The organism is Sphingobium sp. DEHP117 (assembly GCF_030867385.1).
GTDB lineage: Bacteria > Pseudomonadota > Alphaproteobacteria > Sphingomonadales > Sphingomonadaceae > Sphingobium.
Genome location: NZ_JAPFBJ010000002.1, coordinates 793,581 through 807,118 on the forward strand (window position 1 = coordinate 793,581; position 13,538 = coordinate 807,118).

Annotated in this window: 11 protein-coding genes and 1 pseudogene; 6 read left to right on the forward strand and 6 right to left on the reverse strand. The window is 61.6% G+C overall.

Features of this window, described 5'->3' with window-relative positions; genetic code table 11:
* Positions 1 to 80 precede the first annotated feature (80 nt).
* The 5 genes and pseudogenes from OOT33_RS10900 (at position 81) to OOT33_RS10920 (ending at position 4,448) form a co-directional block, all read left to right on the forward strand.
* The gene (locus tag OOT33_RS10900) at positions 81 to 1,391 is read left to right on the forward strand and encodes a threonine ammonia-lyase (protein ID WP_307750051.1); all 1,311 of its coding nucleotides are present in this window, start codon (positions 81 to 83) and stop codon (positions 1,389 to 1,391) included.
* Between the two features lie 400 nt (positions 1,392 to 1,791).
* Entirely contained in the window at positions 1,792 to 2,037 is a 246-nt protein-coding gene (locus tag OOT33_RS10905; protein WP_307750052.1) for a helix-turn-helix domain-containing protein, read from the forward strand.
* Positions 2,038 to 2,145: 108 nt separating this feature from the next.
* Positions 2,146 to 2,979, forward strand: a complete 834-nt coding sequence (locus OOT33_RS10910; protein ID WP_307750053.1) for an arginyltransferase — start codon at positions 2,146 to 2,148, stop codon at positions 2,977 to 2,979.
* A gap of 257 nt (positions 2,980 to 3,236) precedes the next feature.
* Positions 3,237 to 3,701 (forward strand): annotated as a pseudogene (locus OOT33_RS10915) (FxDxF family PEP-CTERM protein); the annotation flags it as partial.
* Between the two features lie 177 nt (positions 3,702 to 3,878).
* The gene (locus tag OOT33_RS10920; protein ID WP_307750055.1) at positions 3,879 to 4,448 is read left to right on the forward strand and encodes a hypothetical protein; all 570 of its coding nucleotides are present in this window, start codon (positions 3,879 to 3,881) and stop codon (positions 4,446 to 4,448) included.
* Positions 4,449 to 4,916: 468 nt separating this feature from the next.
* Here the strand turns inward: OOT33_RS10920 and OOT33_RS10925 are convergent, their stop codons facing one another.
* The 3 genes from OOT33_RS10925 to OOT33_RS10935 form a co-directional block, all read right to left on the reverse strand.
* On the reverse strand, positions 4,917 to 5,102 hold the full coding sequence (locus OOT33_RS10925) for a hypothetical protein (protein WP_307750056.1): 186 nt from the start codon (positions 5,100 to 5,102) through the stop codon (positions 4,917 to 4,919).
* A gap of 31 nt (positions 5,103 to 5,133) precedes the next feature.
* Entirely contained in the window at positions 5,134 to 5,886 is a 753-nt protein-coding gene (locus OOT33_RS10930; protein WP_307750057.1) for a PEPxxWA-CTERM sorting domain-containing protein, read from the reverse strand.
* Between the two features lie 233 nt (positions 5,887 to 6,119).
* On the reverse strand, positions 6,120 to 7,451 hold the full coding sequence (locus OOT33_RS10935) for a C4-dicarboxylate transporter DctA (RefSeq protein ID WP_307750058.1): 1,332 nt from the start codon (positions 7,449 to 7,451) through the stop codon (positions 6,120 to 6,122).
* Between the two features lie 882 nt (positions 7,452 to 8,333).
* Between OOT33_RS10935 and OOT33_RS10940 the strand changes: the two genes are divergently transcribed.
* The gene (locus OOT33_RS10940; protein WP_307750060.1) at positions 8,334 to 8,654 is read left to right on the forward strand and encodes a UrcA family protein; all 321 of its coding nucleotides are present in this window, start codon (positions 8,334 to 8,336) and stop codon (positions 8,652 to 8,654) included.
* A 276-nt stretch (positions 8,655 to 8,930) separates the two neighbouring features.
* Here the strand turns inward: OOT33_RS10940 and OOT33_RS10945 are convergent, their stop codons facing one another.
* From OOT33_RS10945 to OOT33_RS10955, 3 genes are read right to left on the reverse strand one after another with little or no spacing between them, the layout of a single operon-like run.
* Positions 8,931 to 12,065, reverse strand: coding sequence for an efflux RND transporter permease subunit (locus OOT33_RS10945; RefSeq protein WP_307750061.1), 3,135 nt, complete (start codon positions 12,063 to 12,065; stop codon positions 8,931 to 8,933).
* Complete coding sequence (locus tag OOT33_RS10950) at positions 12,062 to 13,105, reverse strand: efflux RND transporter periplasmic adaptor subunit (protein ID WP_307750062.1); 1,044 nt, start codon at positions 13,103 to 13,105, stop codon at positions 12,062 to 12,064. Before OOT33_RS10950 ends, OOT33_RS10945 begins: the two co-directional genes overlap by 4 nt.
* Positions 13,106 to 13,134: 29 nt before the next feature.
* Positions 13,135 to 13,512 (reverse strand): c-type cytochrome, encoded by a 378-nt coding sequence (locus OOT33_RS10955; RefSeq protein ID WP_307750063.1) that lies wholly within the window; start codon positions 13,510 to 13,512, stop codon positions 13,135 to 13,137.
* Between the last annotated feature and the right edge of the window lie 26 nt (positions 13,513 to 13,538).

Consider the following 13,538-nt stretch of genomic DNA (forward strand, 5'->3'; position numbering starts at 1 on the left):
GCGACACACATAGACATTCCGGGAGCCTGAGACTAGAGCGGTTGCGGCAAATCGGTTTTTGATACGGAGCATGGAGCCAGATGGCACAGGGTGCGAGCCTTCAGGAAATTGACACGGTGGCAGCGAACAGCCTGCCCGTGTCGATTGACGACGTGCGCGCGGCTCATGCCCGGATCGGCAGCTCGATCGTGCGGACGCCGACGCTGCTGAGCAAGACGCTCTCGAAGATCGTCGGCGCGGACGTGTATCTCAAGTTCGAGAACCTGCAGTTCACCGCCGCCTACAAGGAACGCGGGGCGCTCAATCGCCTGCTGCTGCTCGGCGACGAGGCGCGTGCGCGCGGCGTGATCGCGGCGTCGGCGGGCAATCATGCGCAGGGGCTGGCCTATCATGGCGCGCGGCTCGGGGTGCCCGTCACCATCGTGATGCCCAAATCCACGCCGACGGTGAAGGTGAGCCAGACGCAGGGCCACGGTGCGACCGTGGTGCTCTATGGCGAGAATTTCGACGAGGCCAACGCCTATAGCCGCGAGCTGGAGCAGGAGCGGGGCCTTACTTATGTGCACCCGTTCGATGATCCGGCGGTGATTGCGGGGCAGGGAACGGTCGCGCTTGAAATGCTGGCGGATGTGCCGACAATCGACACCCTGGTGATCCCGGTTGGTGGTGGCGGGCTCATCTCCGGCTGCGCCGTCGCGGCGAAGGCGATCAACCCCGGGATCCGCGTGATCGGCGTGCAGTCAAACCGCTATCCGGCGCTTTATAGCATGAAGACCGGCAAGCAGATTGACGGTGGCGGAGATACGCTCGCGGAAGGCATCGCGGTCAAGTTTCCCGGCCAGCTCAGCTCCCGCTTCGTGATGGGCGTGGTTGACGAGATGCGTATCGTCAACGAATCGATCATCGAGACGGCGATTTCGCTGTTGCTCGATATCGAGAAGACCGTGGTGGAGGGCGCGGGTGCTGCGGCACTGGCGACCTTGCTGCCGACCAAGGATGGCAACCCCAGGCCGGAGTTCGCGGGGCGGACCATCGGCGTGGTGCTGACCGGCGGCAATATCGACCCGCGCTTCCTGGCCAATGTGATCCTGCGCAACCTTGCCCGCTCCGGCAAGATCGGGCGGCTGTCTATCATCCTGCCGGACAAGGCGGGCGCGCTGATGGAAGTGGCGGGTATCTTCACCCGCTTCGATGCCAATATCATCGAGGTGGCGCACCAGCGCGTATTTGGCGTGCCTTCGGCCAAGAGTACGACGACCGAGATCGAATATGAGATCAAGGATCCCGCAGCCGCCATGGCTTTGGAGCAGGCGCTATCCGATGCGGGTTATGCCTTCGACCGCCTGACCATTTCGGGCACGCGCAAGGGACCGCGCGGCGGCCGGGGGTGAAGCAACGGGTACCGCGCAGGATTGTGTTGCGCGGCACCCGCCTCGTTTCAGCCACCGCCCCACAGCTTCAAGAAAAACCAAAGCTGGCCGATCGCCAAATCATGAAACCCGCTGAGGCGAGAGTTAGAGCGCGCTGCGTTAAATCTGACGCAAGACGCGCGCTCTATCTTTTTGTTGCGCATCGCTTTTTTGCCAAAAACCGGTTCCCACCCTTCGACAAGCTCAGGACAGGCTTTTTGGCACGATGCTCTAGGTCAGCCTTGCGTCACGGTTCGCTCTTGTTGTTTATCCTGAAGTCATTTTCGAAGGAGCCGCCTCACGGACTCGAAATTGACCAAAATAGGATAAGAAAGGACACTTACGTCCTGGATTAAATTGACGCAATAGCCATGTGCGCCGCATGGATTGGACGGCCAAAGTTGGTCTGAATATCAGGAGGTTGCGGGCAGAGCGCCTGTTGACCCAAGAGCAACTCGCCGGTGAGGCGGACATAGCGATGCGGCATCTCGGACGCATCGAGCGCGGCGAGGCAAGCCCGACGGTGGATATGGTGGCGAAACTGGCGCGCGCGCTGGGCGTTTCTCCCCGGGATCTGTTTGGCGAGTCCGAGACGCGATCGCCTGAGCCACCAGAAAACGCTCCGTAAATCTTTTTGTGGTAAAACCCCTTTTAATGGCGGCCGATGCCCGGCATTATGTGGGGAAGCGGCGCGTCATGCTGCGGGTCGCATGCTATTGATGAGGGTGACAAGAGGTTGACCGCGCCGTTCCGCTTTCCCCGTTTTTTTGTGACAAGCCCAAGCCCGTGCCCCTATCTGCCGGGGCGGAGCGAGCGTAAGGTCTTTACCGAGCTTTCGGGTGATAACGCCAGCGAACTCAACGACGCGCTGGGCCGTATCGGCTTTCGCCGCAGCCAGAATGTCGCCTATCGCCCCAGCTGTGCGGACTGCGCGGCGTGCGTTTCCGTGCGGGTGGTGACGGACGAGTTTGTGCCCAACGCCAGCCAGCGCAAGCTGATGAAGCGCAACAGCGATCTGGTTGTGAGCGTGTGCAAGCCCTGGTCGACGGAGGAGCAATACGCACTGCTCCAGCGCTATCTTCACACTCGCCACCCCGGCGGCGGCATGACGGAGATGGACGAGCTGGACTATGCCGACATGGTCGAGCACTCGCCGGTCGACAGCTATATCATCGAGTATCGCGAGCCGACGCGCGATGGCACGCCCGGCCGGCTCGTGGGGGCCTGTCTGACGGATCGGCAGGGTGACGGCCTCTCGATGATCTACAGCTTCTTCGAGCCGGATGCGGATGTGCGCCCGGGGATGGGCAACTTCATCATCATGGATCATATCGTGCGCGCCCGGAAATCCGGCCTGCCTTATGTCTATCTCGGCTATTGGGTCGAGGGATCAAAGCGGATGCAGTACAAGGTGCGCTATCAGCCGATGGAGCGGCTGGGCCCGGGGGGCTGGGTTCGATTTGATGGGGAGGCTCCTGCTGGCACCGCGCCGGTCCGTGCCGCTGTCACGGCCGATGGCGGGCCGGTGCCGATCCAACCGCGCGAGCTGGCGAATCTTTTCCGCAAATAGCGCGCCGCGCTGCGCCAGCGAATCAATTTCTTGCGCCGGTCCGCAGGCGTTCCGGTTCCGAAATAGGACGAAACGTTGAACTGACGCTGCATTGCGACGGTTGAAATGTTGCGATGCGCAAAAGTTTAGTCTATGTTAACCATATTCGGTAAGAAACGGTTGGCGGTATCGATGGCGAGCGCCATGGAGCACGTCTTTGAACAGGTGGGAGTAAACTTATGAAGATCAAGCGTAAATATGCCGGCGCTCTGGCTGGCGCTCTGGTTGCTCTGGCCGCTCCCGCCGCCGCGAGCGCCCTGACCCTGGTGATTCCCTTCGGGAACACGCCGGGCGCAGGTTCCGGCAAGTTCACCGATGTCTATACTTTCAACTTCCCGATGGCGGGTAAGGCGACGGTGGTTCTCGGTTCGACCCAGAGCGGCCCGGGAACGAATGTCAACTTCGCCACCAACTCGGTGCGCTTCAATAACGTGATCCTGTCGGTGGTTTCGTCCGGCGCCGTAGAGCTGCAGCAGCTAGTGAACCAGCCGGTCGTTGCGGGTGCGCAGACCCTTTCGGTCAAGGGATTCGCGCAGGCGCTCGGCAGCTACACCGGCACCGTGACCTTCGCCTCGGCGCCTGAGCCGGCCACCTGGGGCATGATGATCCTCGGCCTTGGCGCGGTCGGCTATGCGATGCGCCGTCGCCGGGTCTCGGTCAAGTTTGCGACTGCAGCTGCCTGAATTATCATAGGGCGGCAGCTCCGCTCTGCCCCCATATTTGCGACGAACCGCCAGAGAATGCTCTGGCGGTCGTTTTTATTAGGGTGTAATCCCGGAATATAGGTTAACATAACCTCAATAAGGCACGCATGGTCGCGATAATCATCCTAACTCCCCGTATTTGAAAGGACCACGATCATGGCACTAACTCCCGATGGACTCCAAACCTATGTTTCCAATGGCGGCGCTGGCGGGCTGATTCGCGCGACGGACGACCCGGATGGCAGCAACATGCAGGGCCTGGGCGGAGACGACAGTCTGCGCGGCGGCAAATATGACGACTCGCTGGATGGCGGCGCTGGTAACGACTCTCTGTTTGGCGGCCTTGGAAATGACATTTTCAAGATCGACATCAGCGACATCGTCGACGGCTCGGACACCGACAAGATCCTCGACCTTACCTTCACCGAGGAAGTAGGTGTTGACAACGACATTCTGGCGCTGGACGGTTTTGCCGCAGGCACTTTCGTCGACGCGCTCGGCGCCAATGCGCTTGGCGATGGCGGCCAAGTCCACATTCGTGGCTGGACCGGCCTGCACAATGCGATGATCAGCGCGATCAACGCCGGTGTATCCGTCTCGGCTTCGCAGATGGGCAGCACCAACGCGCTGCTGCTGGTGATCGACGATGGCACGGGCCATGTTCAGAATCTGGTGATCTCGAACGGCTATTCGGCGTTCATGGCGGCAGGCGGCCTGGTCGCCTGACCTGACACGCGCCCACGCCTCGAGGCGGAGCGCGCTGGAATAAAGGATAAGGCCCGTCTTCTCGACGGGCCTTTTTCTGTGGCGCGCTGCGTTAAATCTGACGCAAGACGCGCGCTCTGTCTTTGTGTTGTCGCATCGTTTTTTCCAAAAACCGGCCCCCACCCTTCGACAAGCTCAAGACAGGCCGTTTGCACGATGCCCTATGAGCAACGCTTTTGCCGATGTCAGCTCCCTAGAGCGGTTTTCGATCTGACTTGATCAGATCAACCGCTCTAGGAGCTGTGGGGATTCAGTCCATATAGGCCTGCAAGGCGCTATTTTCTGCGCTTCGGTGCTCACGTACCTTTAAGTACGCTGCGCTCCGATGCTCGAAAATCCCCCTTTTGCCCTGCGGTCGCCTGCGGCCCCGGCTCCATCTGAACTGAATCCCCACAGCCCCTAGAGCGCGCTGCGTTAAATCTGGATCGGTCAGCGCGCTGCAAGTTTTTGTTTTACCGCATCGTTTTGGCGCAAAACCGGTTCCCACTTTTGCGCACGATACTCTCTAAGATTTTGTTTTACCACGATTTCTGAATCGTCAGATGATTCCATCTGACTGGAAATCGCTCTAAACAAAAACCGGCCAGCTCCTGCGAGCTGACCGGTCGATGTCATAGCCGAGCTGTGCTGCAACCGCAGCAAACTCTTAAAAAGCGTAATGAACCCTGGCGGCCTTGGCGCGACGGCTGCGCAGCGCTACGCCAGCGGCGCCGAAACCAAGGATCATGAGCGCCCAGGTCGCCGGCTCGGGAACGGCGCTCGCCGTAACCTGGCCGATCTTGAACCCGTCGATCAGGCTGTCCGCACCGCCAGCTTCAATGATCCACGACGTGCTGCGCAGAGAGCCGGTGTTGAGCGGACGCGGGCTTGAGGAGTTGCTGGTGACATATGACGTGAACATCGTCGGGAACATCGCCAGCACAGACGCCTGCGAGGCGCCGTCACTGAACGGATTTGTCGTCCAGTTCATGCCTCCGGTGCCCACGCGAATGTTGGCATCGGAGTCGCTCTTCTGATTGAAGTTCGGGCTGCTGAACGCGTTGAAAATCGCGCTGGTCAGCGTCACCGGGGTGCTGAACTGGAGGAGGATGAAGTCGGTCGCGCCGAAGCTGTCCACTAAATGCTCGTCGGCAGCATTGTCCTTGTTGCCGAGCCCGGCCGCGTAGTTGCCAAGGTAACTGGCATTGGTTGTGCCTCCGGAGAAATTCCAGGCCGTGGCGCGCACACTCAAAGAGCTCGTGCCGTTCGACGCGGTAGCCGTCCGCGAATTACCGAGCGTGCCAAACGTGTTGCTGTTGTCATTACCCTGGAAGTTGAAGGTATAGACAGACGCATGGGCGCTGCCGAGCATTACGGTTGCCAGGGCGGCGGCGGAAGCTATTTTTAGAAGATGGCGCATAAACAATCCCGATTCCTGAGTGCTGAGGCTAAGCGTTTGATTTCAATAAATTATTGCAGATGCGAAGCGAACAGTTTGCGGTGAATGGAGCACACTTCATCGCATTGTGTCTGACACATTAAATCCCCGTCGCCCGGGAAGTTCCGCGCCAATTTGGTTAACTGCGGTCAGTTGTGATCGCATTGCCCCGCAGGGAGACAGTGCAGTGCCGGTGATCGTTCAGGATGCGGCAGTCAGGCTTCGACCTCACCTGCCGGAAGGCGCTCTACGGGCGGGAGCAGCCCCGCCAGCGCGGCATCGAACTGGGCGCGGTCGAGCCGGCCTTCCCAGCGGGACACGACGACGGCGGCGACTGCATTTCCTATGAAATTGGTGAGGCTGCGGCATTCGGACATGAAGCGGTCCACGCCCAGGATCAGCGCCATGCCTGCGACCGGTACACTCGGCACGATCGATAGCGTGGCGGCGAGGGTAATGAAGCCCGCGCCGGTCACGCCCGCCGCGCCCTTGGACGATATCATCGCCACGCCGAGCAGCATGGCCTGCTGCCCGAGCGTCAACTCAACGTTGCAGGCCTGCGCAATGAACAGCGCGGCCAGCGTCATATAGATATTCGTGCCGTCTAGGTTGAAGCTGTAGCCGGTGGGGATGACGAGGCCGACGACCGTCTTGGGGCACCCCGCGCGTTCGAGCTTTTCGACGAGAGCGGGCAGCGCGCTTTCAGATGACGAGGTGCCGAGCACCAGCAGCAGTTCCGCCTTGAGATAGGCGATCAGGCGGAAAATCGAAAAGCCCGCGATGCGCGCCGCCAACCCCAGCACTACGCACACGAAAAACAGAGACGTGACGTAGAAGGTCGCCACCAGCTGTGCGAGGCTGGCGATGCTCGCAATGCCATATTTGCCGATGGTGAACGCCATTGCCGCGAATGCGCCAACCGGCGCCGCCTTCATCACGATCGAGACAAGGCGGAAGAAAATGAGCGATACCTCTTCGAACAGTCCAAGCACCCGCGCGCCTCGCTCCCCCACAGTTGCAAGGGCGATGCCGAACAGGATCGAGACGAACAGGACCTGCAGGATGTTGCCCCCGCTCAGGGACGAGAGAAAGGTTTCGGGAATGATGGCAGTCAGAAAACCTGTGATCGTCGTTTCGTGCGCCTTGTCGGCAAAGTCGGTGACCTTCGATGCATCGAGGCTCGCGGGGTCGATGTTGAGGCCGTCGCCGGGCCGCACCGTGTTGGCTACGAGAAGACCAACGATCAGCGCCAGCGTGGAGAAAAAGAGAAAATAGGCGAAGGTCTTGGCGGCGATACGCCCGACGGATGAAAGATCGCGCAAGCCCGCAATACCGGTGACGATGGTGAGGAAGATGACCGGAGCGATGACCATCTTCACGAGTTTGATGAACGCGTCGCCCAGCGGCTTCAGCGCTTCCCCCGTTGCGGGAAAGAAATGACCGAGCGCCACGCCGCCGAGTATCGCGAGCAACACCTGAACGTAGAGATGTGCGTACCAGGCGCGCGGTGTTGGCGGTACGGCAGTTGTCAGGGTCTCCGGCAGCATCGGTCAGGGGTTTCCTCAGCTTTTGGGCGCTGTGCGCCATGCGGGTTATCGGCCGTTGTCGGTGGTTCCCCCGTCCAATAGCCGGTTGTTTCAGACATGGCCACCGCCACTCTCGCAGCCCTGGCTGGGCCGGATACGGAGTGATCGGGCTTCTATTCCCGACACAGGGGGCTGATGCCCTCAATGGGCAATAGCAGCCATCTTGTGGCGGTGAAGTGTTGCCATGATGGCTCGGCTAAAAGGCAGACGACTCAGGCTAACGTCCATGCAGTGACCATCAGGACAGCCAAAACACGACCTAAGCAGCAGAAATTCATGAAAAAAATGAGAAAAGATTTTTGCTGTTGCGAGAGCGCAGGCTCGGGACGTCTCACGCAGGGCTGCGCGACGTTCTCCCGAAAGTGCGGGGCAAACGCCGGGCTTCTGCAGGGTTCGCTCGCAATATTAGTGTTATCAGGTTCGTTCGTCAGCAGGCGTTTGCCGGCTCCCGCCTTTCTGAAGACTGGGTTCAAATGGTTGATTTTGAAGAATTCTCAGAAAAGATTGCGGAAATCCGCGTAGCCGCCGCACAGTCCGGCCGCCCTTGCGACCATGCAATTGTGTAATACTGAGGTTCAGCCGCCTCTTCACATTTTTTCGGAAATGGTTGGTAGGTCTATTCTATTCACCCGCCTCCCGATACCCGACGATAAAGCGGGTGCAGCATGAAAAAACCGCGGATTGCTGCGGCGCATCACAGGCAGATTGTTGTCCTGTTCATCATTTGTCATTAAAATGGAACCAGAGCGCGTCAGAATTGCTTTGCAGGACCAGGCACCGGAAGACCGGGCGGGACTGACAGATCACCATACAGAAAATACGATGTTTGCAAGGAGCATTATCATGAAGAAACTGAGCACCGCATTTGCGGTTATCGGTCTGCTGGCTGTCCCCCTGACGGCGTCGGCAGCCGAAGTGTCACGGGAGAAGATCGCCGCCAATGTCTCGACTGCAGGTCTTGACCTCAGCAAGCCGGAAGATGTTGCCAAGCTGCGTGACCGGATGAAGCGCGCCATCGCCAATGCCTGCGCCACGCCGGATGATCAGATCAGCCGGTCGGCCAGCCCGGACTGGCAGTGCCAGCGCGAGATGGCGGCAAATGCCGAGACCACCGTGCTGCAACTCGCCCGGTACAACGCCGCTTCACGCGTTGTCTCTAACTGAGGCCGTGTCTCCGGACGGCGGGTTTACCTGTCGATAAGGGACACTGACGACAAGCAATGCAGGGCTGGAGCGCGCTGCGTCAAATCTGACGCAAGCGCGCTCTAAGTTTCTGTTGCCGCATCGTTTTTGCGCAAAACCGGTTCCCACTTTTGCGCACGATGCTCCATCTTTTTGTTGCCGCATCGTTTTGGCGCAAAACCGGTTCCCACCCTTCGACACGCTCGGAAAGGCCTTTTTGGCAGGACTCTAGGGACGCCCCCTTTGCCCGGCATTCGTTTATTCGGCCGGGGTTGCGCTGGGAGGCATCTGCGCACTCGGTGTCTTGCTACCGGCCAGATATCCACGCAGCCGCCGCGCGACATGTTGCGGCGAGCTGGTATAGGGAGCCAGCGCGCGATAGAGCAGCGGCACGATGTAGAGCGTGACCGCCGTCGCTATCGTGACCCCGAAGACGATGACGACTCCGATCGCCCCGCGTGCGCCCGCGCCTGCGCCGGTGGCAATCGCCAGCGGCACCGCGCCCGTCACGGTAGCGAGCGATGTCATGACTATCGGCCGAAGTCGCCGCACCGAGGCCTCGTTGATCGCCTGGTCGACGCTCTGGCCCTCGTCACGCAGCTGATTGGCGTATTCCACGATCAATATGCCGTTCTTTGCGGCCAGCCCCACCAGCATCACCACCCCGATCTGGCTGAACAGGTTGATCGTGCCGCCCGTGAGGACGAGGCCGATGACCCCGCCCGCCACCGCCAGCGGCACCGCAGAGATGATGACGAGTGGGTGCACGAAACTCTCGAACTGGGCAGCAAGGAGCAGATAGATGACGAGGACCGTGATGCCGAACACCGCCCAGATCGACCCGCCCGTCTGCTTCAGCGCCTGGCTCTCGCCACGGTAGCCCACGGCCAGCACTTCTGGCGAATTGCGAGCCTCCTGCTCCAGAAACTCCAGCGCCTGGCCCAGCGTGTAACCCGGCTCGATCGCGCCCTGAAGCGTGATCGCCCGCAGCTTGTTGAAGCGCCCCAGCTCGCGCGCGGTGGCGGCCTCGCGCACGGTGACGACGTTGGAGAGCGGCACCAGCTCGCCGCTCCGCGCCCGCACATAGACGGAGTCTAGCCGCTCCTCGCTATCCCTCCCGGCGAGATCCGCCTGCACGATGACGCGATATTCCTCGCCACTCCGCACATAGGTCGACACCCTGCGCGAACCCATCAATGTCTGGAGCGCCTGGCTGACATCATCCACCGAAATGCCGAGGTCGCCTGCCCGTTGCCGGTCGACATCGATGAGGAGCTGCGGCTTGCTCTCGACATAATCGGCATCGAGATTGACGATGCCGGGATAGTCCCGCGCCGCCGCCAGGATCCGGTCTCGCGCGCGGGCCAGCTCGGCATAGCTGTTGCCGGTCAGCACGAAGTTGACCGGCTGGCCCCGCCCGCGCCCCAGTGACGAGCGGACGACGGCATTGCCGCGCATCGCGGCCAGCCCAGCCAGCTGTTTGTTGATGAGCGCCGCGACATCCTGAGACGTCGCCGATCTTTCATCCCATGGGCGCAGGAAGATGACCATGCTGGCGCCATCGAAATCCTCCACCGCACCCTGGCCCAGCGGCAGGCGCGCATTGAGGCCGCGTATGCCTTGCTCGCCGATCAGCGGCTTGAGCAGATCTTCGGCCTTGGCGACATAGGTATCGAGCTGCGCGAAGCTGGTGCCCTCCGGGGCGGTCAAGCGGACGTCGATGACTCCGACATCCTCCTGCGGCACCAGTTCATTCTCCAGCGTGGTGAAGAAATACGCGGCCACGCCGATCAGCACCAAGGTTCCCAGCGCCACGCGCCCGCCATGCCGCATCGCCGCTTCGAGCGAACGCCCATATCCGGCCGTGACCCGCTCGATCACCCTGTGCACCTTGTCATGAAATCCGCCGCGCTCGGTCTGCACCAGCAGCTTGGAGCAGAGCATGGGCGTCAGAGACAAAGCGAGGAACCCGGAGATCGCAATGGCCGCAACCATCGCGGCGGCCAGCTCGCGAAACAACAGGCCCGTCTGGCCCGCCAGGAACATCACCGGCACGAACACCGCACACACAACCAAAGTCGTCGCAATGACGGCGAACCCGACCTGGCGCGTCCCCGCGAACGCCGCGAGCAGGGGCGGCTCGCCGGACTGGATGCGATGCTCGACATTCTCCAGCACGACGATGGCGTCATCGACGACGAGGCCGATCGCGAGCACAAGGGCAAGCAGTGTCAGCAGGTTGATCGAATAGCCGAGCAGCCACAACGCGGTGAACGTGCCGAGCAGACAGATCGGCACCGTGATCGCGGGAATGATCGTCGCGCGCCAGCTTCCCAGAAACAGGAATATGACGATGGTAACGAGAATGGCTGCCTCGATCAGTGTCGTCCAGACGCCCTTGATCGCCTGTTCGATAAAGAGCGAGGAGTCGCTTCCCGTCTGGATGCTGACGCCGGGCGGCAGATCCTTGGCCAGCTCCGCCATCGTCGCCTTGGTGTCTCGGGCGACCTCCAGCGTATTGGCGCCTGACTGGCGGACCACGCCCAGGCCTATGCCTTGTTCGCCATCGAACCGAAAGCGCGAATAGGGGTTTTCCGGGCCTTCTTCCACCCGCGCAACATCACCGAGCCGGACAAGATACCCATCCGGCCCACGCCCGATCACCAGCGCGCGGAAATCCGCCGGTGTGGTGAAGGCGCGGTTGATCCTGAGGGTGACATTCTGCTGGCGGGCTTCGATCCTGCCCGCAGGCAGCTCGACATTCTGGCTACGCAGCGCATTCTCCACGTCGCGGGGGGTCAGCCCATAGGCGCTGAGCCGACCGGGATCGAGCCAGATACGCATAGAGGGACGCGCCAGGCCTGTCGCCGTCACCTGCGCAACCCCATCGAGCGCAGACAACCGATCGATGACCACCCGGTCCACATACTCACCCAGCTTTATCGGATCCCAGTTTGGAGCGCTGACGAAAAAGAAGATGATCGGCATGGCGTCTGCGTCGACCTTGCGGACCTCGGGCGGCAAGGCATCGTCGGGCCGGTCCGCAGCGCCTGCGGCAACGCGGTCCCGCACGTCGTTGGCGGCGGAATCGATGTTGCGGCCCGCCTTGAACTCGATCGTGATGTCCGACCGGCCATCCGTGGAGCGAGAGCTGATTGTCTCGATCCCCTCGACGCCCGCCAGCCGGTCTTCCAGCGGCTGGGTGATGCGGCTCTCGATCACGCTCGCGCTCGCCCCGGTATAGACGGTCTGCACGGAGATTACCGGCGGATCGGTGTCAGGACATTCGCGCACCGAGAGTTGATTGTACGCGACGATCCCGACGATCGTCATCAGCAGCGCCATCACCGCCGCAACGACGGGCCTGCGCACGCTGAGATCGGAGAGGATCATGACGCCCCCGGACCGGCCTTGGCGCCCTTGCCTCCCTTGCCGGCCAGCCGCACCGTCATGCCGTCCGATACCTTGACGACGCCGTCGCCGATCACCTTCTGGCCCGCATCCAGCCCGAAAACCTCCGTCAATCCGGTATCCCGCAGGCCCACCCGCACCGGCACGCGCTTTGCCTTGGCGTCCGGCGTAACGACGAACACATAGCGTTTGTCTCCGTCTGCCAGCACTGCGATCTCGGGCACGGCGGTGGAGGTGCGCGAACCCAGCTCCACCCTCACGTTCATCAGCATGCCGGGCTTGATGCGCGCACCAGGGTTGGGCAGCGTGGCGCGCACCAAGACCGCGCGGCTCGACGGATCGATCACCGGGTCGATGCTGCTGATGCGCCCCCGGAACGGCTGGCCGGGGAAGGCGGCGGCCAGCGCCTCGATCGGCTGGCCCACGCGCAATTGGCCGAGGCGCGTTTCGGGTACGGTAAAATCGAGCTTGATCCGCGACACGTCGCTGATCGTCACGAGCGGGACCCCGGCATTGACGATCGTGCCTGCCGAGATGGTGCGCAGCGAGGCATAGCCGGAAAAGGGCGCGCGGATCATCCGGTCGCCAATCTGCGCCCGCGCCTCGGCGGCGTCGGCGCGTGCGCGCGCCACCGCCGCGATCTGCTGATCATAGAGCGTCTGGGTGACGAAGCCGCGTGTGTTGAGCTCCTTGATCCGGTCGAGCTGAGACTGGGCCTGCCGTTCCGTCGCGAGCGCACCGTCGAGCATTGCCCGCTCCTGCCCCTGGCTCAACACCGCCAGCAACTGCCCTCGGCCGACGAACATGCCATCGTCGAACAATATCCGTTCCACCCGCTCCGTGACCGAGGCGGAGATCGTTACCTGCTCGTTGGCGCGCGCCGTGCCCACAGCCTCTATGCGATCCACGAAAACATGTGGCGTGGCCGCCGTGGCGCCGACCAGAGGTGGCGGACGCTTCTTGCCCATGTCCTCGGCGGAGCATCCCGCAAGCAGGGCGGCGGGCAAGAGTCCCGCGTACACCCACAGCGCAATGCTTCGCCCAGGTTTCGTCATTTTGAGGAGGCGACGATATAGGCGATCACGTCCGCCCGGTCCTCTGCTTTGGAGAGGCCGGCGAACGGCATGCGATTGCCGGGGATCGCCTTGGAAGGGGAGGCGAGGTAGGCATCCAGCAGGGCAGGGGTCCATTTGCCCTTCTTCTGCATCATTGCCGGCGAATATTTGAAAGTCTTGACGCTCGCTATCGGCCGATTGACGACCTTGTAGAGATTGGGGCCGAGCATCGACGCGCCGGATGAGTCCAGTTTGTGGCACGCCATGCACTTGGCATAGACCTGCTTGCCTTTAACCGGATTGCCCGGTGCTGCCTCCGCCGCAGGGGTAAGGGACACCAACGCCAGAGAAAATGCGAGAATTGTCTTGTTCATCGAAGTGTCTGCCTGTCTTGAGCTGC

What these genes read in the sequence shown, in the direction of transcription:
- OOT33_RS10900 (WP_307750051.1), top strand. Translation starts at nt 81, where the DNA reads ATGGCACAGGGTGCGAGCCTTCAGGAAATTGACACGGTGGCAGCGAAC.
- OOT33_RS10905 (WP_307750052.1), top strand. Translation starts at nt 1,792, where the DNA reads ATGGATTGGACGGCCAAAGTTGGTCTGAATATCAGGAGGTTGCGGGCA.
- OOT33_RS10920 (WP_307750055.1), top strand. Translation starts at nt 3,879, where the DNA reads ATGGCACTAACTCCCGATGGACTCCAAACCTATGTTTCCAATGGCGGC.
- OOT33_RS10925 (WP_307750056.1), bottom strand. Translation starts at nt 5,102, where the DNA reads ATGACATCGACCGGTCAGCTCGCAGGAGCTGGCCGGTTTTTGTTTAGA.
- OOT33_RS10930 (WP_307750057.1), bottom strand. Translation starts at nt 5,886, where the DNA reads ATGCGCCATCTTCTAAAAATAGCTTCCGCCGCCGCCCTGGCAACCGTA.
- OOT33_RS10935 (WP_307750058.1), bottom strand. Translation starts at nt 7,451, where the DNA reads ATGCTGCCGGAGACCCTGACAACTGCCGTACCGCCAACACCGCGCGCC.
- OOT33_RS10940 (WP_307750060.1), top strand. Translation starts at nt 8,334, where the DNA reads ATGAAGAAACTGAGCACCGCATTTGCGGTTATCGGTCTGCTGGCTGTC.
- OOT33_RS10945 (WP_307750061.1), bottom strand. Translation starts at nt 12,065, where the DNA reads ATGATCCTCTCCGATCTCAGCGTGCGCAGGCCCGTCGTTGCGGCGGTG.
- OOT33_RS10955 (WP_307750063.1), bottom strand. Translation starts at nt 13,512, where the DNA reads ATGAACAAGACAATTCTCGCATTTTCTCTGGCGTTGGTGTCCCTTACC.